This is a genomic window from Nissabacter archeti, from assembly GCF_018257325.1.
GTDB classification, from domain to species: domain Bacteria; phylum Pseudomonadota; class Gammaproteobacteria; order Enterobacterales; family Enterobacteriaceae; genus Chimaeribacter; species Chimaeribacter arupi.
In genome coordinates, this window is sequence record NZ_JAERKB010000012.1 from 19,705 (window position 1) to 45,145 (window position 25,441).

The 25,441-nt window shown below is 61.1% G+C and carries 21 protein-coding genes; 8 read left to right on the top strand and 13 right to left on the bottom strand.

All coding sequences use genetic code 11. The annotated features are described in order from the left end of the window. Positions 1–23 precede the first annotated feature (23 nt). From JK232_RS16755 to dapA, 5 genes are all read right to left on the bottom strand, one after another. Positions 24–2,054: a tRNA(Met) cytidine acetyltransferase TmcA gene (locus JK232_RS16755; RefSeq protein WP_246538634.1), complete on the bottom strand. Its 2,031-nt coding sequence runs from the start codon at positions 2,052–2,054 to the stop codon at positions 24–26. Positions 2,055–2,076: 22 nt separating this feature from the next. Beyond that, positions 2,077–2,931: a KPN_02809 family neutral zinc metallopeptidase gene (gene ypfJ, locus JK232_RS16760; RefSeq protein WP_072930358.1), complete on the bottom strand. Its 855-nt coding sequence runs from the start codon at positions 2,929–2,931 to the stop codon at positions 2,077–2,079. 210 nt (positions 2,932–3,141) lie between these two features. Next, the gene (gene purC, locus JK232_RS16765; protein WP_072930356.1) at positions 3,142–3,855 is read right to left on the bottom strand and encodes a phosphoribosylaminoimidazolesuccinocarboxamide synthase; all 714 of its coding nucleotides are present in this window, start codon (positions 3,853–3,855) and stop codon (positions 3,142–3,144) included. Positions 3,856–3,983: 128 nt separating this feature from the next. Continuing rightward, positions 3,984–5,036: an outer membrane protein assembly factor BamC gene (gene bamC, locus JK232_RS16770; RefSeq protein ID WP_101829309.1), complete on the bottom strand. Its 1,053-nt coding sequence runs from the start codon at positions 5,034–5,036 to the stop codon at positions 3,984–3,986. 16 nt (positions 5,037–5,052) lie between these two features. Continuing rightward, entirely contained in the window at positions 5,053–5,934 is an 882-nt protein-coding gene (dapA, locus tag JK232_RS16775) for a 4-hydroxy-tetrahydrodipicolinate synthase (protein ID WP_072930350.1), read from the bottom strand. 128 nt (positions 5,935–6,062) lie between these two features. On the opposite strand from dapA, the gene JK232_RS16780 reads away from it, so the two are divergent. Beyond that, complete coding sequence (locus tag JK232_RS16780) at positions 6,063–6,650, top strand: glycine cleavage system transcriptional repressor (RefSeq protein ID WP_206602283.1); 588 nt, start codon at positions 6,063–6,065, stop codon at positions 6,648–6,650. 2 nt (positions 6,651–6,652) lie between these two features. Further along, positions 6,653–7,123 (top strand): thioredoxin-dependent thiol peroxidase, encoded by a 471-nt coding sequence (gene bcp / locus JK232_RS16785; protein WP_072930345.1) that lies wholly within the window; start codon positions 6,653–6,655, stop codon positions 7,121–7,123. A gap of 60 nt (positions 7,124–7,183) precedes the next feature. Here bcp and JK232_RS16790 read toward each other — a convergent pair whose 3' ends face one another. Further along, positions 7,184–8,257 carry an AI-2E family transporter gene (locus JK232_RS16790; protein ID WP_072930343.1) on the bottom strand — a complete coding sequence of 358 codons (1,074 nt, stop codon included), beginning with the start codon at positions 8,255–8,257 and terminating at the stop codon, positions 7,184–7,186. 292 nt (positions 8,258–8,549) lie between these two features. Between JK232_RS16790 and bepA the strand changes: the two genes are divergently transcribed. Beyond that, entirely contained in the window at positions 8,550–10,043 is a 1,494-nt protein-coding gene (gene bepA / locus JK232_RS16795; RefSeq protein ID WP_072930340.1) for a beta-barrel assembly-enhancing protease, read from the top strand. 53 nt (positions 10,044–10,096) lie between these two features. Beyond that, the gene (gene arsC, locus JK232_RS16800) at positions 10,097–10,450 is read left to right on the top strand and encodes an arsenate reductase (glutaredoxin) (protein ID WP_072930338.1); all 354 of its coding nucleotides are present in this window, start codon (positions 10,097–10,099) and stop codon (positions 10,448–10,450) included. 6 nt (positions 10,451–10,456) lie between these two features. Here the strand turns inward: arsC and hda are convergent, their stop codons facing one another. From hda to upp, 3 genes are all read right to left on the bottom strand, one after another. Continuing rightward, on the bottom strand, positions 10,457–11,164 hold the full coding sequence (gene hda / locus JK232_RS16805) for a DnaA inactivator Hda (RefSeq protein WP_072930421.1): 708 nt from the start codon (positions 11,162–11,164) through the stop codon (positions 10,457–10,459). 117 nt (positions 11,165–11,281) lie between these two features. Continuing rightward, entirely contained in the window at positions 11,282–12,568 is a 1,287-nt protein-coding gene (gene uraA / locus JK232_RS16810) for a uracil permease (RefSeq protein WP_072930336.1), read from the bottom strand. Positions 12,569–12,652: 84 nt separating this feature from the next. Then, positions 12,653–13,279: a uracil phosphoribosyltransferase gene (gene upp / locus JK232_RS16815; RefSeq protein WP_101826461.1), complete on the bottom strand. Its 627-nt coding sequence runs from the start codon at positions 13,277–13,279 to the stop codon at positions 12,653–12,655. Between the two features lie 234 nt (positions 13,280–13,513). On the opposite strand from upp, the gene purM reads away from it, so the two are divergent. Beyond that, positions 13,514–14,551, top strand: coding sequence for a phosphoribosylformylglycinamidine cyclo-ligase (purM, locus tag JK232_RS16820; RefSeq protein WP_212589430.1), 1,038 nt, complete (start codon positions 13,514–13,516; stop codon positions 14,549–14,551). Beyond that, a complete protein-coding gene (gene purN / locus JK232_RS16825) occupies positions 14,551–15,189 on the top strand; it encodes a phosphoribosylglycinamide formyltransferase (protein WP_212589431.1) in 639 nt (212 codons plus the stop codon). The genes purM and purN overlap by 1 nt, the downstream gene beginning before the upstream one ends. Positions 15,190–15,840: 651 nt before the next feature. On the opposite strand, the gene pstB is transcribed toward purN, so the two are convergent. The 3 genes from pstB to JK232_RS16840 are packed head-to-tail and all read right to left on the bottom strand — an operon-like array spanning position 15,841 to position 20,385. Then, positions 15,841–16,650, bottom strand: a complete 810-nt coding sequence (gene pstB, locus JK232_RS16830; RefSeq protein ID WP_072930327.1) for a phosphate ABC transporter ATP-binding protein PstB — start codon at positions 16,648–16,650, stop codon at positions 15,841–15,843. A 25-nt stretch (positions 16,651–16,675) separates the two neighbouring features. Next, positions 16,676–18,343 carry a phosphate ABC transporter permease PstA gene (gene pstA, locus JK232_RS16835; protein ID WP_072930325.1) on the bottom strand — a complete coding sequence of 556 codons (1,668 nt, stop codon included), beginning with the start codon at positions 18,341–18,343 and terminating at the stop codon, positions 16,676–16,678. Then, complete coding sequence (locus JK232_RS16840) at positions 18,340–20,385, bottom strand: ABC transporter permease subunit (protein ID WP_212589460.1); 2,046 nt, start codon at positions 20,383–20,385, stop codon at positions 18,340–18,342. The genes pstA and JK232_RS16840 overlap by 4 nt, the downstream gene beginning before the upstream one ends. A 404-nt stretch (positions 20,386–20,789) precedes the next feature. On the opposite strand from JK232_RS16840, the gene ppk1 reads away from it, so the two are divergent. Further along, complete coding sequence (gene ppk1 / locus JK232_RS16845) at positions 20,790–22,859, top strand: polyphosphate kinase 1 (RefSeq protein WP_072930321.1); 2,070 nt, start codon at positions 20,790–20,792, stop codon at positions 22,857–22,859. Between the two features lie 4 nt (positions 22,860–22,863). Next, entirely contained in the window at positions 22,864–24,429 is a 1,566-nt protein-coding gene (ppx, locus tag JK232_RS16850; RefSeq protein ID WP_101854460.1) for an exopolyphosphatase, read from the top strand. A 19-nt stretch (positions 24,430–24,448) separates the two neighbouring features. Here the strand turns inward: ppx and JK232_RS16855 are convergent, their stop codons facing one another. Beyond that, complete coding sequence (locus JK232_RS16855) at positions 24,449–25,435, bottom strand: LacI family DNA-binding transcriptional regulator (protein ID WP_212589432.1); 987 nt, start codon at positions 25,433–25,435, stop codon at positions 24,449–24,451. Positions 25,436–25,441 lie beyond the last annotated feature (6 nt).

Genomic DNA, 25,441 nt, shown 5'->3' on the forward strand with positions numbered 1-25,441 from the left:
CGTAAAAAGCGGGCGTAAATGCGTTATACGCCCGGCCATGCCGCCGCCCACGCCTGTGCGTGCCGGCAGGCAGCGGGATCACACGCCGCCAGGGCGTTGGCCGTCTCCTGACGCCAACGCACTAACAGGGCTTTGCGCCCCGGCAGCGAAAATTGCGCGCAGAGAGACGCCACCTCCTGACCCTGCTGCAAATGCGCCCGCAGCGCCGGCAACGGCAGGGCTGAGTGCAGCAACAGGCGTTGCAGCGCACCCAGGCTCGCCTCCAGCGGGCGGTGGGCAAACGCAAAGCCCGCCAGTTCACGCCAGTCTTCATCATCCAGTGTTTGTGAAACGTGGTTTGCCTGCGGCAGCGGCAGGTCAACCCGTGCCGCCAGCCACGGCCAGTCCCGGTTGAACCGCAACGCGGCCTGTTGTGCCAGGGCATGTCCGGCGTCTGAGAGCGGCAATAAGGCCATCGCGGCATAACAGCCGCTGCTTGCCTCACGCTGGCTGCCGATACGCGCCAGACGAAAACCGCACTGCTGCCAGAAGGCCCATAAAGGCTCGGTAAAACCAAAGCTGACTGACAGGAAATCGGCCCCATCAGCATGCGCACGTGCGATCTGTTCCTGTACCAGCCGGGTGCCCAGCCCATGACGACGCTGGCCCGCCGTTACGGCAATGCGGCTGATGCGGCGTGAGCGCAGCACCGGTGCCTGCCACTGGCCGCCGTGTGCGGCCAGCGACTGGGCGATCAGGCTGCCGCGCGGGCGGCGGCGACCGGCCCATACCTCGTGCGCCAGCGCCTCGGGTAATCCGCCCTCTTCCACCAGCCACAGTGCACCATGCACCTGCTGCTGATCCCAGGCGGCCATCACATGCTGGCCTGGTGCATCCAGTAACCGGCGTAAATCGAGCGGAGAGGTACGGTAATGGGCGGCGCTGAGCAACCCGTAGAAGTCGGCCAGTAACGTGGGGTTTTCAGGCCAGGACGCCTGCGGCACTGGCATCAGCGTACAGTGCGCTGCCGGTGTGCTGTCGGGCACCGGAGAATCCGCCATCAGCAGGGCCGCATCCAGCAGGGCCTCCAGCGGATCCCCTTCCGCCCAGCGAACCGGCTGGGTGAGCCTGAGATCGTGCCAGCACGGCAGGTCAGCACAAAATTTCAGCAGGAAGCCGCGCCCGGTGCCTTCATAGCCCTGAACGGTGGTCGTCAGCAAAACCTGGGGGAAAAAGGCGATCAGCGCGTGCAGCAACGGTGCCGGAATGGCCGCTGCCTCATCAATCAGCAACCAGCCGCGGTGTGCCGGGGGCTGACGCCGGCAGGCCGCCAGCAACGCATCGGGGGCCATAAACGGCAGGTCGTCGCCTGCCCATTGGCTTAACGTTTCTGCGGCCTCACGGCTGGGCGCGGTTAGCAGGCAATGGCCCGGCTGGGAAGCAGCCAGCATCCCTGCCAGCGCCGATTTGCCGCGGCCTCGCGCCGCCGTCACCACCCAGACGCCGGCGTCAGCCTGTTGCAGGCGGGCCAGGAGTTGCCGCTGCCCGGCGGTCGGGCCGCCGTCCGGCCGCTGCCATGCCGGGCGGGCTGCCCATGCTGGCAGAACAAACGGCTCGCCCTGCCGCCAGAGCAGGGTTTCTGCATCGTTTTCCAGCAGGCGGGTAAGGTGAGCCACAAAATGCGGTGTGGGAATAGGCTGCGGCTGTTCGCTCCAGCGCACACTGTCACTGTCCGGCTGGTGCGGCCAGCGATCCCACGGCGGCACCAGCAACAGCAACCAGCTGCCGGCGGCCAGGCATCCGGCAAGTGCTGCCAGCGCCTCGGCGTCCAGGCCCTGGGTTGCATCAAAGACCGCATGTTGGCGTTCACGGCCGAGCAGCCCCCTCGCCCGCGACGGGGGAAGAGCCTGCGGCAGCGCGGGATCGGGTGACATCCACAACACATCGGCGGCCAGCGCTGAGGCGATAGCCCCAGCCTGCGCCAGGCACCATGTGCGTTCGCCGCTCAGCACCAGCAGGCGGCGAATACCGGCCTGCTGCATGGCGTGCTGTGCGTTGAGGATGTCGGTGATCATACCCTGCCTGCCGCGTCATAAATTATCGGGCGGCAAAGGTATCACACTCCTTATAGTTTCCGCTGTCAAAACCGCGTTTGAACCAGGTGTAGCGCTGCTCTGAGGTGCCGTGGGTAAAGCTGTCCGGCACCACCCGGCCCTGGCTCTGTTGCTGCAAGCGGTCATCACCGATTGCCTGCGCGGCGTTCAGCGCCTCCTGCAAATCGCCCGCTTCCAGTACCTGCTGTTCCTGCATGGCATGGCCCCAGACACCGGCGAAGCAGTCCGCCTGCAACTCCAGCCTCACAGAGAGATGGTTGACCTGCGTTTCAGACGCGCCCTGCTGCATTTCACGCACTTTGCGCTCAATGCCCAGCAGGTTCTGCACATGGTGGCCGACTTCATGCGCCACCACATACCCTTGGGCGAAATCCCCGTCGGCACCCAGCTTATCTTTCAGTTCCTGATAGAACGAGAGATCCACATACACGGTGCTGTCTGCCGGGCAGTAGAACGGCCCCATCACTGACTGGCCGGTGCCGCAGCCGGTGCGGGTCATGCCGCGATACATCACCAGTTTCGGCTCACGATACTGTTTTCCCTCCTGCTGGAAAATCGTGTTCCAGGTATCTTCCGTCGACGCGAGGATCACCGACGTGAATTTTGCCATCTCATCATCCTGCGGGCTGATGGTCTGCGTCTGGCTTATTTGTTGTTGCCCGCCGCCGCCCAGCAGCGGAGTCAGGTCAATGCCGTAATAGCCGGCGATCAGCACCACCACCACAATAATAATGCCGCCTTTGCCGCCCATTGGTACGCGGAACCCGCCGCCGCCACCTGAACTGGCGCCGCGGCGATCTTCCACATTGTCACTTTCACGTCTCCCTTGCCAACGCATAACCCTGCTCCCCGGCGTTTTAACACCCATTTCTGTTAATGATGATCGTTATTAATAATCGTTGATAACCCTCGGAGTCATCACACTTTAGCTTAGCTTAAATCCCGCCGGGTGAGGTGTGCCTCGCCTGCCGGGGAACCGCCGAAAACAAACGGGCGGCCATCAAGGCCGCCCGCGGGGAAATCAGGAGCAGGGTAATCGATTGCGTGGTTAGTCCAGCTGAACGCCGATACGTCTGGCGACATCCTCATAGGCTTCAATCACGCCGCCCAGGCTCTGGCGGAAACGGTCTTTGTCCATTTTGTTGAGGGTGGCTTTGTCCCACAGGCGGCTGCCGTCCGGGGAAAACTCGTCGCCCAGTACCACTTCGCCGTTGAACAGGCCAAATTCCAGTTTGAAGTCCACCAGGATCAGGCCGGCATCATCAAACAGTTTGCTCAGCACGTCATTCACCTGATAGCTCAGCGCCTTCATGCGCGCCAGGTTCTCTTCATTCACCCAGCCGAAGGTTTTGCAGTAGGATTCGTTGACCATCGGGTCATGCATGGCATCATTTTTCAGGAACAGATCGAACAGCGGCGGGTTCAGTTCCAGCCCCTCTTCAATACCGAGACGTTTCACCAGAGAACCGGCCGCGCGGTTACGGATGACACACTCTACCGGCACCATGTCCAGCTTCTTCACCAGCACTTCATTGTCAGAGAGCAGGCGCTCCATCTGGGTCGGGATCCCCGCCTCTTCCAGTTTGCTCATGATGAAGTGGTTGAACTTGTTGTTCACCATGCCTTTGCGGTCAAACTGCTCAATACGTTCGCCATCGAGCGCTGATGTATCGTTACGGAACTCCAGCACCAGCAGGTCAGGATTTTCGGTGGTGTAGACGGTTTTCGCCTTTCCGCGATACAGCTCAGCTAACTTTTGCATCTTAACTTACTCCAGTGATATGACTCGTCGGGATAAAGGGTAACGTTTGCGTCGTGGTGGCGGCAACAAAAATCTGTGCCGGTCATGCTGCCGGAAGCCCAATAAAAAAGGGGCCGAAGCCCCTCAGATTAGTTTGCCGGTCCCTTGTCGAAGGCGGCCTGGAACACCGCCACCAGCGCATCGTTTTCCGATTGCGTCAGCGGGTGTCCTTTGGAATCAATGAACTGCAAGCTGCTACGGTTGTCGAGATCGCCAACCTGCAATTTGTAGTCACCGTTTTTCACGTTTTCCGGTGCGCTCACACCCAGCGCTTCCCAGTCACTGTCGCTCAGGGATTTGTAGGTAACGGAGAGCGTGCCCTGCGGGCGGCTGCTGTCGGTCACGGTCATGCCGACGCGCTCCAGCGTGTTCGGCAGGCGGTTCCATACCTGGGCATAAGGCGCACGCACCACCAGCACCGGCAGGCCGGTATCATCGCTGCCGCTGGTGACATTGAAGCTGCTGGTATCACGCCCTGCCCGGCTGTTTTCCAGGTCAGTCGAGATTTTGTCGAGGCCGGCCACCAGGCTGTTCAGCATCTGGCCGTTATAACGCTGGATCTCAGACGGCGCAGTGATCGCGTTGCCCTGCTGTTGCAGTGCCAGGGTTTTCACGCTCAGGGCCAGCTGATAGTCCTTCGGTGCCACGGTGATTTGATAACGGCCTTCGTACTGGAAGTCCTCATCGGCGCGGTTCCATTTCACCCAGTCGGTGCTGAGTGTCTGGCCGGCATCATTGCGGTTAGCCACCGGGTAACCGTTCTGTTCGACCACTTTCACCACATTGGCCCACAGATCGCGGTTTTGCGGGCTGTTTTCCAGCAGGATCATGACGCTGTCACCGGCCAGCTGGGAGCGGGAACCGCTCAGCAACGGCAGCGGCTGCACCGGCGGCCGGATATCCAGTTGCTTACCCACGCCGCCTTTCAGCGTCACAGCCGGTACATCGTATGTCCCGTCCTGCAACGGCAGAATCATCCCGGCGGGCGCCTTCAGTTCTTTCAGCGCAGGCGCATCGAGGTAGGCTTCGTCACCACTCACCTGGCGCTTATAACGCTGATCGCTGGAACAGGCCGCGAGCAGCAGAACGAGGGATACCCCCGCGACTTTCGCTACACGCGACGTATGCAATGAATAAACCATCAAATCTCCCTAAGAGTTACAGCAAACCGGCATGTTTCAATGCCTGCTCCACCACCGGGCGGGCTGCATCGGTCAACGGCGTCATTGGCAGACGCAGTGTATCGGTTGCCATCAATCCCAATGCCTTGCAGGCCCATTTCACCGGAATTGGGTTCGCTTCTACAAATAAATCCTGATGCAACGGCATCAGGCGCTGGTTCAGGCGACGGGCTTCAGCAAAATTTCCCTGCTGAGCCAGTGCACAGAGTTGCGCCATTTCCCGGGCCGCCACGTTGGCCGTCACCGAAATCACGCCCTTGCCGCCCAGTTGCATAAAGTCCAGCCCGCTGGCGTCATCGCCGCTCAACAGACAGAACGCCTCATCATCAACCAGCACTTGGATCTGGCTAACACGGTTTAAGTTCCCTGTGGCCTCTTTAATTGCCACAATATTCTTGATTTTTGCCAGCCGCGCGACGGTCACCGGCAGCAGATCACAGCCGGTACGGGAGGGCACATTGTACAGGATCTGCGGCAGCGCGGTGCTTTCAGCAATCGCTTTAAAGTGCTGGTACAGCCCTTCCTGCGTGGGTTTGTTATAGTAAGGGGTCACGGTCAGGCAGCCCACAACGCCACTTTTTTCAAAGCGTTGCGTCAGAGAGATGGCTTCTGCGGTGGCATTTGCCCCGGTGCCGGCAATGATCGGGATACGCCCGTCAGCCAGTTCCACGGTCTGCATCACCACATCACCGTGTTCATCGTGGCTCAGGGTGGCAGATTCGCCGGTGGTGCCTACGGAGACAATCGCCGAGGTTCCGCTGGCGACATGATAATCAATCAGTTTTTTCAGGCTCGCGCGATCGACAGCACCTTTGTCGTCCATCGGCGTAACCAGTGCAACAATACTTCCGGTAAACATTAGCCATCCCCTCCACAAACAGGTCACTCATGGTACGTTTGACTCTTCATTAAAAGCAAGCAAACAACCTGGTTACAAGCGCTTGGCAGGCGGTTTTTTTTATGTTTACCATGGGAACCCCACGGAGCATGACAGGAAGAGCAATTTTGCCGCAGCCACAACAACACTATCTGGTTATCACCGCGCTGGGCGCTGACCGCCCCGGCATTGTGAACACCATTACCCGTCACGTCAGCAGCTGCGGCTGCAATATTGAAGACAGCCGTCTTGCCATGCTCGGTGAGGAGTTCACCTTTATCATGCTGCTGTCCGGGAGCTGGAATGCCATTGCCCTGATTGAATCGACCCTGCCGCTGAAAGGGGCCGAACTGGAGCTGTTGATTGTGATGAAGCGGACGCATTCGCACGGGCGCCCGCCGATGCCGGTCACAGTATGGGTGAAGGTGGAGGTGAAGGATTCACCGCATATTATTGAACGCTTTACCGATCTTTTCGACTCGCATCAGATGAACATTGCCGAACTGGCCTCCAAAACGCAGCCCGCGACTGGAGATAACCCGCCCCAGCTGTCGATCCAGATCACCGCGCACAGCCCTGCTGACACAGACTCATCAATTATTGAACCGGCCTTTTACCGGCTATGTACAGAATTGAATGCGCAAGGCACTATTAGCGTGGTGAACTATCCACAGCATGATGAGAAAGATGGAGAGTAGTGATGAGCCCACTGAAAGCCGGTGATACAGCGCCGCAATTTAGTCTGCCCGATCAGGACGGCGAATTGGTCAATCTGGCCGACTTCCAGGGACAGCGCGTCCTGGTCTATTTCTACCCTAAAGCCATGACGCCCGGCTGCACCGTGCAGGCCTGCGGTTTGCGTGACAATATGGATGATCTGAAAAAAGCGGGTGTGGAGGTGCTGGGCGTCAGCACTGACAAGCCAGAGAAACTCTCGCGGTTTGCCGAAAAAGAGCTGCTGAACTTCACCCTGCTTTCCGATGAAGATCACCTGGTGGCGCAGCAGTTCGGCGTCTGGGGTGAAAAGAGCTTTATGGGGAAAACCTATGACGGCATCCACCGCATCAGCTTCCTGATTGGCCGCGACGGCAAAGTCGAGAAGGTGTTTGATGAATTCAAAACCAGTAACCACCACGACATCGTGATGGATTACCTGAAGGCCAGCGTGTAACGCCCCGTTTCACGCCGGCGGTCTCCCTGTTTTTTTAAAAAAGCGCACCCGCGCTTTTTTTTATGGCCGGTGTTCCGGGTCGTCGTACAGTTCGTCCGGCCAGGCGTGCACCACCGCTTTGACCAGCGTCGCCAGCGGAATGGCAAAAAAGATGCCCCAGAAGCCCCACATGCCGCCAAAAATAATCACCGACAGGATGATCACCAGCGGGTGCAGGTTCACTGCCTCGGAGAAGAGGATCGGCACCAGCAGGTTGCCGTCCAGCCCCTGCACCACCAGATAGGCGATAATCAGCGTCCAGAAATCCGCGCCCAGCCCCCACTGGAACAGCGCAATCACCACCACCGGAATCGTGGCGATCACCGCGCCGATGTAAGGGATAAGCACCGAAAACCCCACCAGCACCGCCAGCAGCAGCGAGTACTGCAGCTCCATAATAAAGAACACGATATAGGTGGCGATGCCCACCACCACCATCTCCAGCACCTTGCCGCGGATATAGTTGGTGATCTGCTGGTTCATCTCCACCCACACCTGCCCGGCCAGCCCGCGGTTACGCGGCAGCACCCGCCGCACCGCGTTCAGCATCTGCTCTTTGTCCTTGAGCAGGAAAAACACCATCAGCGGCACCAGCACCAGGTAAATCGACAGCGTCAGCAACCCCACCAGCGAGGCGAGCGAGAACTTCACCACTGACCCGCCCACCAGCGTCAGGCGGGTGCGCACATCCTCGGCCATCATGTCGATGATGCCGGCATCCACCAGCGCCGGGTAGCGCTTCGGCAGGCTCTGCGCGTAAGCATAGAAATGGTTGAGCATCGACGGCAGATCCGTGGCCAGGTTCACCCCCTGCTGCCAGGTGGCCGGGGCAATCACAAACAGCGCCAGCATCACCACCCCGGCAAACAGCGTCAGCACGATGCTGGCGGCCCAGGTACGCGAGCAGCCCAGCCGCTGAAGCCGTGCGGTCGGCCACTCCAGCAGGTAGGCGAGCACAATGGCCACCAGCAGCGGAGCCAGAATGCCGTGGAAAAAATAGAGGATACAGAAACCGGCCAGCAGGATAATCAGCAGCGCAATGGCTTCCGGGTCGGAGAACCGGCGGCGGTACCACTGTAATAACAACTCAAGCATTCAACACTCCAGAGACCGGAAACCGGGGCAGCCCCCACTTTCCGGTATATATCCCCGCGCAAACGTTCCATTGCATCAAGGGGATGGCTAAGATAAGAAAAACACGCGTGCGCAGGAACCCGCTACGCCGCAGGGAGTCTACGCAACCGGGGGAGCGCCGGAAAGCCACACCCGCCTGTTTTTACCTCCCAGGCCAGACGTTTACCGCCATTGGGCAGCAAAGGTGCCGCGGGAGCAGCCCGCCCGGCGCCGTCGCTTACCGTCAGGATTTTTTACCAAGGGATCGCGCATCATGGCTTTATCATTGAAAAAACCGCTTATTGCCGCGCTGATTGGCGCATTGTCGCTCTCCGCCGTCCTCCCGGCCGCGGCCGCAGCGCCGTTGCTGGCGGCAGACGCCACCCCGCTGGCTGACCAGTTGCCGGACATCGGCACCACGGCGGGCGGCACCCTGAGCATCAACCAGGAGTTGCAGATGGGGGATTTCTATGTCCGCCAGCTGCGCGGCAGCGCCCCGTTAATTAACGACCCGTTGCTGGTTCAGTATATCAACCAGCTGGGAAACCGGCTGGTGGCCCACGCCTATTCCGTGCGCACACCCTTCCATTTTTTCCTGATCAACAATGACGAGATCAACGCCTTCGCCTTCTTTGGCGGCAACGTGGTGCTGCATTCGGCGCTGTTCCGCTACACCGACAATGAAAGCCAGCTCGCCTCGGTCATGGCGCACGAAATTTCCCACGTCACACAACGTCACCTGGCGCGGGCGATGGAAGACCAGCAGCGCAGCGCCCCGCTCACCTGGGTGGGCGCACTCGGCTCTATCCTGCTGGCGATGGCCAGCCCGCAGGCCGGGATGGCGGCCCTGACCGGCACGCTGGCCGGTGCGCAACAGGGCATGATCAGCTTTACCCAGGCCAATGAACAGGAGGCGGATCGCATCGGCATTCAGGTGCTGCAACGCGCAGGCTTTGACCCGGAAGCGATGCCGACCTTCCTGCAAAAGCTGGCGGACCAGTCGCGCTCCGCCTCGAAACCGCCGGAAATGTTGCTCACCCACCCGCTGCCGGACAGCCGCCTCGCCGACACCCGCAACCGCGCCAACCAGATGGGGCACGTGGTGGCGCACTCTTCGCTGGACTTTATGCTGGCCAGGGTGCGCATTCTCGGCATGTACGGCAGTGAACAGAACCGCCTGACTGAGGACACCCTGCAACCGCTGGAACAGGGCAACGTGCGTGAGCAGACCGCCGCGCGTTACGGCCGGGCCATTTTGTTTTACCAGGCAAACAAATATGGTGAGGCGGCAAGCGCCCTTGCGCCGCTGCTGGCGAAAGAGCCGGGCAACGTCTGGTATCTCGATCTGATGACGGATATCGACCTCGGCCGGAAACAGATCCCGCAGGCGATTGCCCGGCTGGAAAAGGCCAACGCCGCCCGCGGCAACCCGGTGCTTCAGCTTAACCTGGCGAATGCCTATGCCGAAGGCAACCGCCCGGCCGACGCCATCCGCATTCTTAATCGCTATACTTATGCTAACCCGGACGATCCGAACGGCTGGGAGCTGCTGGCCCAGGCATCGGCCGCCAATAACCAGCGGGCACAGGAGTTATCGGCCCGGGCAGAGAGCCTGGCGCTGGTGGGCAGGCTCGATCAGGCCATCGAGGTGCTGAGCAATGCCAGCGCGCAAGCCAAACTCGGCAGCCTGGACCAGGCGCGGTATGACGCACGCATTGACCAGTTCCGCCAGATGCAAAAGCGCTTCCGCCAGTACCAGCGCGGCTGACCTTACGGCAGGTTTACCTGCCGGTTCATGCATTGACTTTAAGGAAGCAGATAATGGAAACCGTTTCGATTTACCACAACCCGCGTTGCAGCAAAAGCCGTGAAACGCTGGCATTGCTGGAACAACAAGGGATAAAGCCGGATGTCATCCTCTATCTGGAGACGCCGCCTTCGTTCGCGACCCTGCAAACGCTGGTACACCAGCTGGGGCTGGCCTCCGCACGCGACATGATGCGCCGTAACGAAGAGATCTATACCGAGCTGAAGCTGGAGGATACGGCACTGAGTGAGGAGGAACTGGTTCAGGCGATGGCGGATCACCCAAGGCTGATTGAGCGCCCGATTGTGGTGGCAAACGGCAAAGCCCGGATTGGCCGGCCGCCGGAAAAGGTACTGGAGATCCTGTAGGCGGCGCTACAGGCTGAGGATCTCTTTCACAAAGGGGATCGTGAGTTTGCGTTGCGCGGTAATCGAGGCGCGGTCGAGCTGATCCAGCGTCATAAACAGGGTGCGCATCTCGCGATCCAGCCGTTTCAGCAGGAAGCGGCCCACGTCTTCCGGCAGTTCAAAACCGCGTAACTTGGCGCGCAGTTGCAGCGCCTGCAACTTTTCCTCATCCGACAGCGGCAACAGTTTGTAGATCTGCCCCCAGTCAAGGCGCGAGGCGAGATCGGGCAGTTGCAGGTTAAGCTGGCGCGGCGGGCGATCGCCGCTGATAAACAGCCGGGTACGCCCGGTTTCCAGGATGCGGTTATACAGGTTGAAGATCGCCATCTCCCAGGCTTCATCCCCGGCAATGCACTCGATATTGTCGATGCAGACCAGCGCCAGTTGCTCCATCCCTTCCAGCACCTCCGGCACAAAATAGGCGCGCTTATCCAGCGGAACATAGCCCACGGCTTCGCCTTTCTGGGAGAGTTCGGCACAGGCGGCATGCAGCAGGTGGCTGCGCCCCCCGCCGACGCGGGACCAGAAATAGATGTATGTCCCGTGTTCCTGATGCAGTGCGGTATGAATGGCAGCGAGCAGGGAGGGATTTTCCCCCGGATAGAAACTGGCGAACGTTTCGTCATCCGGAAGATAGAGTGGCAGTGAAAGCTGCGCCGGCGTATTCAGAAGCACCTCAACCAAAACGGTCAGTAAAACCCGCGGAGTCTACCATAAAAACGGCCGCCAGGAGAACCGGCGGCCGCACGATGATCGATCCTGCCCACGGGAGGATCCCGGTTAACGGGCCATTCAGTGGTGTCTGGCGTCCTCTTCCGGCTCGAGCACCTGCTCTTCACCGCGGAAGCGTTCAATCAATGTAAACAGCAGGCTCAGGAAGATGCCGACAATCGTCGCCAGCGCCATGCCTTTCAGTTCCGCCGCGCCGATGTGCACTTTTGCGCCGCTCACGCCGATGATCAGGATAACCGACGTCAGGATCAGGTTCTGCGCCTTGTTGTAGTCCACTTTTGACTCAATCAGCACCCGGATCCCGGACGCGCCAATCACGCCGTACAACAGCAGCGACACCCCGCCCATCACCGGTACCGGCACCGCCTGGATCGCCGCCGCCAGTTTGCCGACGCACGACAGCAAAATCGCCAGAATCGCCGCGCCGCCGATCACCCAGGTGCTGTAGACCTTGGTAATCGCCATCACGCCGATATTTTCACCGTAGGTGGTGTTGGGTGTGGAACCGAAAAAGCCGGAGATCATGGTGGAGAGGCCATTGGCAAACATGGAGCGGTGCAGGCCGGGGTCACGCAGCAGATCTTTTTTCACAATGTTGGCGGTAACGACCAGGTGGCCGACATGCTCGGCGATCACCACCAGCGCGGCGGGCAGAATGGTCAGCATCGCCACCCACTCAAACCGCGGCGAATAGAATGTCGGCAGCGCGAACCAGTGCGCCTCGCGGATGGGAGAGGCATCCACCACGCCCATAAAGAAGGAGAGTGCGTACCCCACCAGCACCCCGATCAGGATCGGGATAATCGCCAGGAAACCGCGGAACAGCACCGAGCCGAGTACCGTCACCGCCAGCGTCACCAGCGAAATGGTCACGGTTTTGCCGTCCACGGAGGCGCCGTCCGCCGGCAGCAGCCCGGCCATATTGGCCGCCACGCCGGCCAGTTCAAGCCCGATCACCGAGACAATCGCCCCCATCGCGGCCGGGGGGAACATCACGTTGATCCAGCCGGTGCCGGCCTTCTTCACAATCAGCGCCACCAGGCAGAACAGCGCGCCGCAGAGGATAAAGCCGCCGAGCGCCACCTCATACCCGAGCGGCAACAGCAGCAGCACCGGCGAAATAAAGGCAAAGCTGGAGCCGAGGTAAGCCGGGATTTTCCCTTTGCAGATAAACAGGTACAGCAGCGTGCCGATGCCGTTGAACAGCAATACCGTGGCCGGGTTAACTTTAAACAGGATCGGCACCAGCACGGTCGCGCCAAACATGGCGAACAGGTGCTGGAAGCTTAACGGAATCGTTTGCAGCAGCGGTGGGCGCTCACTGACTCCGATGGCGCGACGGGTCATCTTTCTATCCTCATACGGTGTTATTGATGGACGGCGTGGGGAAAACAATTAAAAAAAAGCCGACTTCTCAGCCGGCTTAAATGCTTACTTGGTACCAAATATTTTGTCGCCTGCATCGCCGAGGCCCGGCACGATGTAGCCTTTTTCATTCAGGTACTGATCAATAGAGGCGGTGAACAGCTCGACATCCGGGTGGGCTTTTTCCAGGGCGGCGATCCCTTCCGGGGCGGCCACCAGCACCAGCACCTTGATGCTGGTGCAGCCGGCTTTCTTCAGCAGGTCGATGGTGGCGATCATGGAGCCGCCGGTGGCCAGCATCGGGTCAACCACCAGCGCCATACGTTCTTCAATGTTGGACACCAGTTTCTGGAAGTACGGCACCGGCTCCAGCGTCTCTTCGTCACGGTACACACCGACCACGCTGATGCGTGCGCTCGGGACGTGCTCCAGGACGCCTTCCATCATGCCGAGGCCGGCACGCAGGATCGGCACCACAGTGATTTTTTTGCCTTTGATCTGGTCTACTTCAACCGGCCCGCACCAACCATCAATGGTCACCTTTTCGGTTTCCAGATCGGCGGTCGCTTCATAGGTCAGCAAACTCCCCACTTCAGAAGCCAGTTCGCGAAAGCGTTTGGTGCTGATGTCATTTTCACGCATCAGGCCCAGCTTATGTTTTACCAGCGGGTGTTTTACCTCAACGATCTTCATAATTATTCTCCCCTACGATGGTTGACGGCCAAAAAAAAATCGCGAGATTATAACGCCTTTTTTTTGTCGCGCCACCGCTAATCGCCTGATCAGGATCAACTGATTTTCGATTAACAGTATAGAAGGCAAAACGTCTTTCCCCCGCATAAGCCACTCGCAAACGTTTGCCTGGGCTGTTAGAATTGCCGCGCTCAATTTTAACCACCAACCGCAAACCGCCGTGGGGATCCAGCAGTGACCGATAAAACCTCTCTCAGCTATAAAGACGCAGGTGTGGATATTGATGCAGGAAATGCATTGGTAGACCGTATCAAAGGTGTAGTGAAGCAGACCCGCCGCCCGGAAGTGATGGGTGGGCTGGGCGGTTTCGGTGCCCTGTGTGCGCTGCCGCAAAAATACCGTGAGCCGATTCTGGTTTCCGGCACTGACGGCGTCGGCACCAAGCTGCGTCTGGCGATGGATCTGAAGCGCCATGACACCATCGGTATCGATCTGGTGGCGATGTGCGTGAATGATCTGGTGGTTCAGGGCGCGGAGCCGCTGTTCTTCCTGGATTACTACGCGACCGGCAAGCTGGACGTGGAGACGGCCGCCAGCGTGATCACCGGCATTGCCGAAGGGTGCAAACAGGCCGGGTGTGCGCTGGTAGGCGGTGAAACCGCTGAAATGCCGGGCATGTACCACGGTGAAGATTACGACGTCGCCGGGTTCTGCGTCGGCGTGGTGGAGAAGTCGGAAATCATCGACGGCAGCAAAGTGCAGGATGGCGATGTGCTGGTGGCGCTCGGTGCCAGCGGCCCGCACTCCAACGGCTACTCGCTGGTGCGCAAAATCCTGGAAGTCAGCAACACGGATGCCGCCACCGAACAGCTGGACGGCCGGTCGCTTGCCGATCACCTGCTGGCCCCGACCAAAATCTACGTAAAATCGATCCTCAGCCTGATTGAGCAGATTGATGTGCACGCCATCGCCCACCTGACCGGCGGCGGTTTCTGGGAGAACATCCCCCGCGTCTTGCCGGCCAATACCCAGGCGGTGATTGACGAGTCGAGCTGGCAGTGGCCGACGGTATTTACCTGGCTGCAACAGGCGGGCAACGTCAGCCGCCACGAGATGTACCGCACCTTTAACTGTGGTGTCGGCATGGTGATCGCCCTGCCTGCGGCACTGGCGGATCAGGCGGTGGAACTGCTGACCGCTTCCGGTGAAAAAGCCTGGAAAATCGGCCACATCAACGCCTCTGACGCGGCAGAGCAGGTGGTAATCGGCTGATGAAAAAGATCGTGGTGCTGGTATCCGGCCAGGGGAGTAATCTCCAGGCGTTGATTGATGCCTGCCAACAGGGACGTCTCCACGCATCTCTTGCTGCGGTGTTCAGCAATAAAGCCGATGCCTATGGGCTGGAGCGCGCCCGCGAGGCGGGGATTCCGGCGCACGCCCTGGACGCGCGTGAGTTCAGTGACCGCGTGGCGTTTGATGCCGCGCTGGCGGAGCAGATTGACGCCTACGCGCCCGATCTGATCGTGCTGGCGGGGTATATGCGCATCCTCAGCGCGGCGTTCGTCCGGCATTATGCCGGGCGGATGCTGAACATCCACCCTTCCCTGCTGCCGAGATACCCTGGGCTGCATACCCACCGTCAGGCGCTGGCCAACCGCGATGCGGAACACGGCACCTCGGTGCATTTCGTCACCGAGGAGCTGGACGGCGGCCCGGTTGTCCTCCAGGCCAAAGTCCCGGTCTTTGACGGCGACAGCGAGGAGGATCTGCAGGCCCGTGTGCAGGTGCAGGAGCACCAGATCTACCCGCTGGTGGCACAATGGTTTGTCAGTGGCCGCCTGACCATGCAGGAGGGGGCCGCCTGGCTGGACGGGGCGCGGCTGCCGCCGGAGGGGTATGCGGCGGAGTAGGTGGTGGCGGCCCTCGCGAGTGACGTCTTTCTTAGATCGAGGTGTGTTGCGATGACCTGGCCGCTTTCTTAGATCGAGGTGCGTTGGCAGACGCCCGGCTTCTTTCTGCTTTCTGCGGCTCCGCTGCCGCCATCGATCATACGTGGATTGTTTCGGTTGTTCATGTGCAGTTGCCTACCCGGCTTTCCGAGCCTCAACCGAGCAGGGCCTGCCGCCGCGCCGGCCCTGCACCCGCGCGCTTTCGGTGGTTTGGCTGAATCATTGCACGCTCCCGCGTGTTCCCTCACTCCGCCTCCGGGCTAATCGGGCCGCCGCAGACACGCTCCCGGCGTGTCTGTCCCGGCCCGAACAGCCCGGAGGACGCTGGAGGGGAGCCGCGGGAGCGGCCAATAATTCTGCCGGAGCACCCAAGGCGCGGGGATGCAAGGGGCACGCGCCTACGCGCCCCTTGCGCGGTGGCGGCAGCGGAGCCGCAGAAAGACGCCGGGCGTATGCCAACGCAACATACCTCGATCTTTTTTAAAGTGGAGCACATAGGCGCACATGAACAACCGAAACATGCCACTTAACCAACAACTGAAACCTGCCACCTAACTCATTAAAAGCTGTACCGCGTACATCAATCCCCCTGGGTGCAGGGCCAACGCCCTGCTATCCAAATCTCCCGGTAATATAATCCTCCGTCCTCCGCTGGCGCGGCGACGTAAACAACCGGTCGGTATCCCCATACTCCACCAACGCCCCCTGGTGGATAAACGCCGTGTAATCCGAGACGCGCGCGGCCTGCTGCATATTGTGCGTCACCAGCACCACGGTGAACCGCTCCTTCAGCGCGCCGATCAGCTCCTCAATCGTCAGCGTGGAAATCGGGTCAAGCGCCGAGGTCGGCTCATCCAGCAACAAGACCTCCGGCTCAATCGCAATCGCCCGCGCAATCACCAGCCGCTGCTGCTGGCCACTGGAGAGGCGCAGGGCATTCTCCTTCAACCGGTCTTTGACTTCATGCCACAACGCCGCCGCCCGCAGGGCGGTCTCGACGGCTTCGTCCAGCAGCCGCCGGTCGCTGATGCCCTGCACCCGCAGGCCATACACCACATTCTCATAAATCGATTTCGGAAACGGGTTCGGCCGCTGGAACACCATCCCGACCCGCCGCCGCAGGGCCGTCACATCCACCTGATCGCCATACACCGGGCTGCCGCCGAGACGGATGTCACCCTCAATCCGGCAGGCTTCCAGCAGATCATTCATCCGGTTAAAACAGCGCAACAAGGTGGACTTGCCGCAGCCGGACGGGCCGATCAGCGCCGTGACCCGGTGGCGCGGAATGCGCAGCGAAATATCATGCAACGCCTGCTTGCCGCCATACCACAGGTTCAGCGCCTGCACCTCCAGCGCGGTGTCGGCATCGCTGAGCCGCGACACATCCGGCAAGGGCTCGCCGCCCAGTAATGATCTCATCACTCTCTCCTGCACAGGCCGGGCATCAGACGCCCAGCGAACGGAATTTTTCACGCAACGAATGGCGCAGCCCCATCGCCGCCAGGTTCAGGCCCACCACCATCACCACCAGCAGCAGCGCCGTGGCGTAGACCAGCGGCTGGGCTGCCTCCACGTTCGGGCTTTGCAGCGCCATGTCATAGATCTGGAAGCCCAGATGCATAAATTTACGGTCAAGGTGGAGGTACGGGAAAATGCTGTCCACCGGCAACGCCGGGACGGATTTCACCACCCCCACCAGCATCAGCGGCGCGGTTTCCCCCGCGGCACGGGCGATCGCCAGAATCATGCCGGTCAGCATCGCCGGCACCGCCATCGGCAGCACGATGCGCCAGAGCGTCTGCGCCTGTGTCGCCCCCAGCGCCAGCGATCCCTGCCGCAGGGCCACCGGAATGCGCGACAACCCCTCCTCCGTGGCGACAATCACCACCGGCAGCGTCAGCAGCGCCAGCGTCAGCGCGGCCCACAGCACGCCGGGCGTGCCGAAAGTCGGGTCAGGCAGCGCCTGCGGGAACAGCAACTGGTCAAGCGTTCCGCCGATGACATACACAAAAAAGCCCAGCCCGAACACGCCGTACACAATCGACGGCACCCCCGCCAGGTTCACCACCGCAATCCGCAGCAGGCGCGTCAGCCAGTGCCGCCCGGCATATTCATGCAGGTAAACCGCGGCGATCACCCCGAGCGGCATCACCATCACTGACATCAGCACCACCATCAGCACCGTGCCGAACAGCGCCGGGAAAATGCCGCCGGCGGTATTCGAGGCGCGCGGGTTCTCACTCAGGAAAGCCCACCCGGCGCGCAGCGTGTGCATCAGCTTCTGCGGCAGGCTCATGGCATTCGGATACCAGGCGTTATGCACCTCATTCAGCGGCAGCGTGTGGATCTTCCCGGCCGCATCGCGCAGCAACAGGGCGTCACGCTGACGATCCTGGTTGATGCTTTCAAGCTCGGTGGTCAGGCGGTTGAACTGGTACTCCACCTCAATCCGCTCCGCGTGTAAGCGTGACACCGCCTGCGGGGTAAGCCGCCCGGTCATCGCCAGTTGCCGCTCCTCCAGCCGCAGCACCTCAAACCGGTGGTTGACCCGCGCCAGCGCATGGTGCTGCACATGCCGGGCGCGGTCTGCCAGCGCCCGGTTTTCCGGGATGCGGCGCAGCAGCTCGGCAGCCAGGTTGCGCGCTACCAGCGGCTGGCCGTTTTCCAGCATCCCGGCCAGCGTGCCGTACACCAGCCCGCTCTCCTCCCGGTCAATCACCAGCACCTCCGGCGGTGCGCGGCGGGCCAGCACATCGTTTTCCGCTACCAGCATAAATTCGCGCGCGCTGTCCGGCCCGGCGTTCAGGTCGCGGTTCGCGACCTTAATCAACAGCCGCGTCACGTTGGCGGGCGCGTCCGGCGGCAGCGGCACCCCCGCCTCGCGCAGCTGTTGCCGCGGCACGGTTGGGCGGGCATACAGTTCACCCAGCAACTGGCTCTGCCCGGCCAGCGGTGCGCGCAGCGTGAACTGGTAAACGGTCGCGGGCCAGAAACTGCGTACCCCCTGCCCGGCCAGCAGCAGGATAATCCCGGCCAGCGCCAGCACGCTCACGGCCACGGCGGCCGCCGTCAGCCAGATCCACGGGGTGCCCGTCCGCCGCCAGCCGATCATGCGCCCTCCTGATTCTGGCTGTAGCGCGTGCGCAGCCGCTGGCGGATAAGCTCCGCCAGCGTGTTCAGCACAAAGGTAAAGAGGAACAACACCAGCGCCGTCAGCATCAGCACGCGGTAGTGCCCGCTGTCTGCCACTGCCTCCGGCAGCTCAATCGCGATGTTGGCGGCCAGCGCGCGCAGCCCCTGGAACAGGCTGCCATCCATGATCGGCGTATTGCCGGTCGCCATCAGCACAATCATTGTTTCCCCTACTGCCCGGCCAAAACCAATCATCAGGGCGGAGAAAATCCCGGCCCCGGCGGCAGGCACAATCACCCGGCGCAAGGTCTGCCACGGGGTGGCCCCCAGCGCCAGCGAGCCCTGGCTCAGCAACGGCGGCACGCTGAACAGCGCATCCTCCGCCAGGGTGAAGATCACCGGCACCAGCGCAAAGCCCATCGCGACCCCGACCACCAGCGTATTGCGCGGCTGGTAACCCTCGCCCAACCACTGTGCCAGCGGCATCGCGAACAGGGCCTGCTCCAGCCAGGGGCTGACACGGCACACCAGCCAGACAATCCCGGCCAGCAGCGGCAGCAGGAAGAACACTTCGCGCCCGGCGGTACGCCAGCGCAGGCGCGCCGCCAGCAAACTGGCCGCCAGCGCCACCAGCGCCAGCAACCACGGCAGCAGCAGCACACCGAGCAGCATATGTTGCAACAGCGGGGCCAGCCAGATGCCGGCAATCAGGCCTATCACCACCGTGGGCAGTGCCCCCATCACCTCCAGCGCCGGTTTCACCAGCCGCCGCAGGCGTGGGGTCATAAACCAGGCGGTGTAGGCCGCGCCGCTCAGCGCCAGCGGCACCGCAAACAGCATCGCGCAGAGTGCCGCTTTCAGCGTCCCGGTGATCACCGGCATCAGGCTGAGTTTCGGCTGGTAACCCTCTGCGGCGGAGGTGCTCTGCCAGACATACGCCGGTTCGGGGTAGCCCTCATACCAGACTTTCTGCCACAACGTGCGCAGGCTGATGTCCGGGTAGGGGTTGGTGACGCAGAGCGTCAGCCAGCCCTGCGGCGTCTCGGCCAGCAGCCCGTCCCCCTGCGGGGAGAAGGCCATCCGGCGCACGTCGGGCAGCGGGCGGCTCAGCAGCGGTTCGGTACGCACCAAGGCGTTCAGCGTCAGCGTGTTGTGCGCATCCAGCGCGGCAAACACCCGCCGCATCGGTTCTGCCGCCAGTTGCCTGACCTGTTGCGGGGGGAAATCACGGATGCGCGTCAGCCGCGGCCCCTGTGGCCCGTTGACGTCAAACCATTGCGAGAGCCGGCCCCCGGCGTTCACCAGCAGCGAGCCGCCGCCGCTGAGCAGCGTGACCGTGACCGGGCCGCGATCCGCCAGCGCCACGCTCTGGCGCAACTGGATGCCGCCGTTGTGCAGGGTGTAGATCTGCAACAGCGGGCCGGTTTGCAGGAACAGCAGGCGGCCGTTGGGCGTCAGGTTGAGGGAGTCAGGCACCGTGGCCAGCGGCAGGGTGAGATCGAGCCCGGAGGGCAGATCACGCACCCGCAGGCGGCGATCGGCCGTCACGGCAGCCGCCCGCAGCGGCACGCCCTCCCCCATCACCAATGCCAGCCGCACCAGCGGCTCACCGGCATCATCGAGGGCCAGCGGCGTCCGGCCGTAAGGGAAAGCCCAGTGCGGGGGCTGGCCGGCCAGCGGCAGCACCGGCTGCACCAGCGTGACGCGGCCATTCGCGCCGCCGAGGCCATACACCGGCATCACGCCGCCGGTGTGGGCCAGCGCCGTAACGGCCGGGGCCAGCGACGTGGTGAGCGGCGTCACCGCCTGTGAGGTCGCAGCCAGCGGGATGTAGGCCCCCTGCCCTTGTGCATCCAGCCGGTAGCCCCACCGGTGATCCGGCAGCATCCCCATCGCCAGCGCCGGCGGGTCGGTATTGAAGCGCAGCGTGACCGGTTCACTCACAGAGGCCGGCCGGAACAGCGGCCAGATGCTGTAAAGCAGCCAGACAAAAATCAGCATCAGCGTTAACAGCACCAGCATACCGCAGCCGGTCACGCCGTAGCGTATCAGGCGGTCTGTCCTGGCACGGCGGCGATCTGAAGAAAGAGGTAGGTCACGTATCTGCACTGCCCATCCTGCATAAAAAAGTAAAAATAGCCTGACATTGCGGCGGGGCAACCTGCCCGCCAACCGTACGTCCGACCGGGCATCTTATGCCAGATTAATGATCAATGCATGACAATGTTAACCACTGAGAATGGTTGGACTTTGTTGTCATTATTTCGCAATAATGTTGTGAGAGACTCGCCACCCATTACAGGGGATGGGTCGTTGAGCGCTGTGTTCTGCACGATGACTCCCTCCTGGAATTTGTATGCCGGAAAGGCATTGCCCGTTCAGTGGCCTACGGGAAAAAAGCTTCAGGCTCAATGAATGGAGTGACAATGGGACAAGAAAAGCTATACACAGAAAAAGAGCTAAGTTGGTTATCTTTCAATGAAAGGGTATTGCAGGAAGCGGCTGACAAGTCAAACCCCCTCATTGAACGTATGCGTTTTCTGGGCATTTACTCAAATAACCTTGATGAGTTTTATAAAGTCCGTTTTGCTGAACTGAAACGACGGATTCTGATCAGCGAAGAACAAGGTTCAATGGGTGCCTCGCGACACCTGCTCAAACGCATCCAGGCCAAGGTGCTGAAAACCGAGCAGGAATTTGACAACCTGTATAATGATTTGCTGCTGGAGATGGCGCGTAATCAGATCTTCCTGATTAACGAACGCCAGCTGTCAGAGAACCAGCAAGCCTGGTTGCGCCACTACTTCAAGCACTCGCTGCGTCCGTATATCACGCCAATCCTGGTCGATCAGGACACCAATCTGGTGCAGTTCCTGAAAGATGACTACACCTATCTGGCGGTGGAAATTATCCGTGGCGAGCAGATCAACTACGCCCTGCTGGAGATCCCGTCCGACAAGGTACCGCGTTTTGTCGATTTGCCGCCGGAAGCCCCGCGCCGCCGCAAGCCGATGATCCTGCTGGACAATATCCTGCGTAACTGCCTGGATGACATCTTCAAAGGCTTCTTTGATTATGACGCGCTGAACGCCTACTCGATGAAAATGACGCGTGACGCCGAATATGATCTGGTCACCGAGATGGAATCAAGCCTGCTGGAACTGATGTCCTCCAGCCTCAAGCAGCGCCTGACGGCAGAACCGGTGCGCTTTGTTTACCAGCGCGACATGCCGGACGAGATGGTGGAGTTACTGCGCGAAAAACTCGGCATCTCCAACTATGACTCGGTTATCCCCGGCGGCCGCTACCATAACTTCAAAGATTTCATCGGTTTCCCGAACGTCGGCAAGGCCAACCTGGTCAACCGGCCGATGCCGCAGCTTCGCCACATCTGGTTCGACCGCTTCCGCAACGGCTTTGACGCCATCCGCGAACGCGATGTGCTGCTCTATTACCCGTACCACACCTTCGAGCATGTGCTGGAGCTGCTGCGCCAGGCGTCGTTTGACCCGAGCGTGCTGGCGATCAAGATCAACATCTACCGCGTCGCCAAGGATTCGCGCATCATCGAATCGATGATCCACGCCGCGCACAATGGTAAAAAAGTCACGGTGGTGGTGGAGTTGCAGGCGCGCTTCGATGAAGAAGCCAACATCCACTGGGCCAAGCGGCTCACCGAAGCCGGTGTGCATGTGATTTTCTCGGCACCGGGGCTGAAAATCCACGCCAAGCTGTTCCTGATCTCACGGCTGGAAAACGATGAAATCGTGCGTTATGCGCACATTGGAACCGGTAACTTCAACGAAAAAACCGCGCGCCTCTATACGGACTATTCGTTGCTGACCGCTGACGCGCGCATCACCAACGAAGTGCGCCGGGTATTCAACTTTATTGAGAACCCGTACCGCCCGGTGACCTTCGACCACCTGATGGTGTCACCGCAGAACTCACGCCGGATGCTTTATGCACTGATTGACCAGGAAATCGTCAATGCACAGTCCGGCGGCACAGGCGGCATTATTCTGAAAGTGAACAACCTGGTCGATAAAGGCCTGATTGACCGGCTCTATGCCGCCTCCGGTGTCGGGGTGAAAATCCGCCTGCTGGTACGCGGGATGTGTTCACTGGTGCCGAACCTGCCGGGCATCAGCGACAATATCCAGGTCACCAGTATTGTCGACCGGTTCCTGGAGCATGACCGGGTCTATGTGTTTGAAAATAATGGCGATCAAAAAGTGTTCCTCTCCTCTGCCGACTGGATGACGCGCAACATCGATTTCCGTATCGAAGTGGCGGTCGGGCTGCTCGATCCGCGGTTGAAACAGCGGGTGCTGGATATTCTGGACATCTTGCTGAACGATACCGTCAAGGCACGTTATATTGATAAAGAGCTGAGTAACCGGTATGTTCCGCGCGGCAACCGCCGTAAGGTAAGGGCGCAGACTGCCATTTACCATTATCTAAAGACTCTGGAACAACCAGACAAACAGGCCTGAGACTATGCCGTTACAACACATTCCTTCTGCCAAACCCCAGGAGATTGCCGCCGTCGATCTGGGCTCGAACAGCTTCCATATGGTGATCGCCAGGGTGGTCAACGGGGCACTGCAGGTGCTCGGCCGCCTGAAACAGCGGGTGCACCTGGCTGACGGGCTGGACAGCCGCAACGTACTGAGTGAAGAAGCCATGCAACGCGGCCTGGCCTGTCTGGCGCTGTTTGCCGAACGGCTCCAGGGCTTCTCGCCGGACAATGTCACCATTGTCGGCACCCACACCCTGCGTGAGGCGGTCAATGCGGAAGAGTTCCTGCAACGTGCCGCCGAGGTGATCCCCTACCCGATCGAGATCATCTCCGGGCAGGAGGAAGCGCGCCTGATTTTCATGGGTGTCGAGCACACCCAGCCGGAAAAAGGGCGCAAGCTGGTGGTGGACATCGGCGGCGGCTCCACGGAGCTGGTGATCGGTGAAGATTTTGAGCCGTTGCTGGCAGAAAGCCGCCGGATGGGCTGTGTGAGCTTCGCCCAGATCTTCTTCCGGGACGGGGAAGTGAACCCGGCCAACTTCCGCCGCGCCCGCCTGGCGGCGGCGCAAAAGCTGGAGACACTGGCATGGCAGTACCGCATCCAGGGCTGGCAGTATGCGCTGGGGGCCTCCGGCTCCATCAAAGCGATTGTGGAAGTGCTGGTGGAGAGCGGCGAAAAAGATGGCCTGATCACCCCGGAGCGGCTGGAGTCACTGGTGGCGCAGGTATTGAAGTTCAAAAACGTCAAATCCCTGAGCCTGCCGGGCCTCTCTGAGGATCGTAAAACGGTGTTTGTGCCGGGGCTGGCGATCCTGTGCGGCGTGTTTGATGCGCTGGCGCTGAAATCGCTGCGCCTGTCAGACGGCGCATTGCGTGAAGGGGTGCTGTATGAGATGGAAGGCCGCTTCCGTCATCAGGACATCCGCAGCCGCACCGCCCGCAGCCTGGCCGACCACTACAACATTGACCGTGAACAGGCGCGCCGCGTGCTGGACACCAGCGTCCACCTGTACGGCCAGTGGCAGGCGCAGAACCCGAAGCTGGTGCATCCGCAACTGGAAGCGCTGCTGAAGTGGGCGGCGTTGCTGCATGAGGTGGGGCTGAGCATCAACCATACCGGTATGCATCGCCACTCCGCGTATATCCTGCAAAACACCAACCTGCCGGGCTTCAACCAGGAGCAGCAGATACTGCTGGCGGCGATGGTGCGGCTGCACCGCAAAGCGATCAAGCTGGAAGAGTTGCCGCGCCTGAACCTGTTCCGCAAAAAAGAGTACCTGCCGATGATTCAGCTGCTGCGCCTGGGCGCGTTGCTGAACAACCAGCGCCAGTCCACCACCACGCCGGAAACCCTGCGGCTGGAGACGGACGACAACCACTGGACGCTGACCTTCCCGGCCGGGTATCTCTCGCAGAATATGCTGGTGCAGCTCGACATTGAGCGCGAGCAGGAATACTGGCATGACGTGACCGGCTGGAAGCTGCACATTGCGGAAGAAGAGCCGGCTGACGGCGGCCCCGAGGCAGACGCGCCCAACGCCTGACCGCCACGGCAGCGCCTTTTCACGTTGTGGATTGGCTGCTGCCGCGCACCACCAGCCTGACCGGTAACTGCCGCTGCGGCGGCGGTTCTTCCGGCCCGGCCAGCAACATCTCTACCGCCTGCCGCCCCAGCGCGGCTTTATCCACCGCCAGCGTGGTCAGCGACGGCACCACCTGCGCCGCCGCCTCAATATCATCAAACCCCACTATCGCCAGTTGCTCCGGCACCCGGATACCCGCCTCACGGCACACCCGCAGCGCAATCAGCGCCACCGCATCATTACAGGCAAACAGTGCGTCCGGGGGCACCGGCAGCGCCAGCAAGTGCCGCACCGCCTGCGCCAGCCCCTCTTCCGTCTCATCACCCGGCGGGGCCACCACCTCGAGTGCCGGATCGTTGAGGATTTGCGCCTCAAACAGCGCCTGCCGGTAACCCTTTTCCCGCTCGCGCAAACTGAAATGGGCCAGCGAGCGGGTCAGAAACGCGATGCGGCGGCGGCCGAGCTCGATCAGGTGGCGGGTCGCCAGATAGCCGCCCTGCTGGTTGTCCGGGTTAATGGCGGCGAGGCCGGGCTGCCACAGGTCAGCCAGCACCACCGGTTTGCCGCTCGCCTTCAGCAGCGCCAGCCGTTCCGGCTCCAGGTATCCGGCACATAAAAAGGCGTCCGGCTCATGCAGCCGGATCGCCGCGGCCAGTGAATCCGCCGGGCTGGTCGCCAGCACGCTGAGCACAATGCCGCGTTCGCGGCAGGCACTCTCTGCGCCCAGCAGCACCGCCGAGTAAAACGGCAGGGCCAGCGCGATGTTGTGCTGGCGGTGCAGCACAAACAGCACACGTTTGATTGGGCTGTTTTGCAGGCGGCTGAAGTCATACCCCAGCCGGCGCGCCACCTCCACAATGCGCGTACGCGTGGCCTCTTTCAGCCCCGGCTGGCCTTTCAGCGCGCGTGACACCGCCCCGACGGACACCCCTGCCTGCTGTGCAATATCCCGGATTCTGACCGCCATACTTTC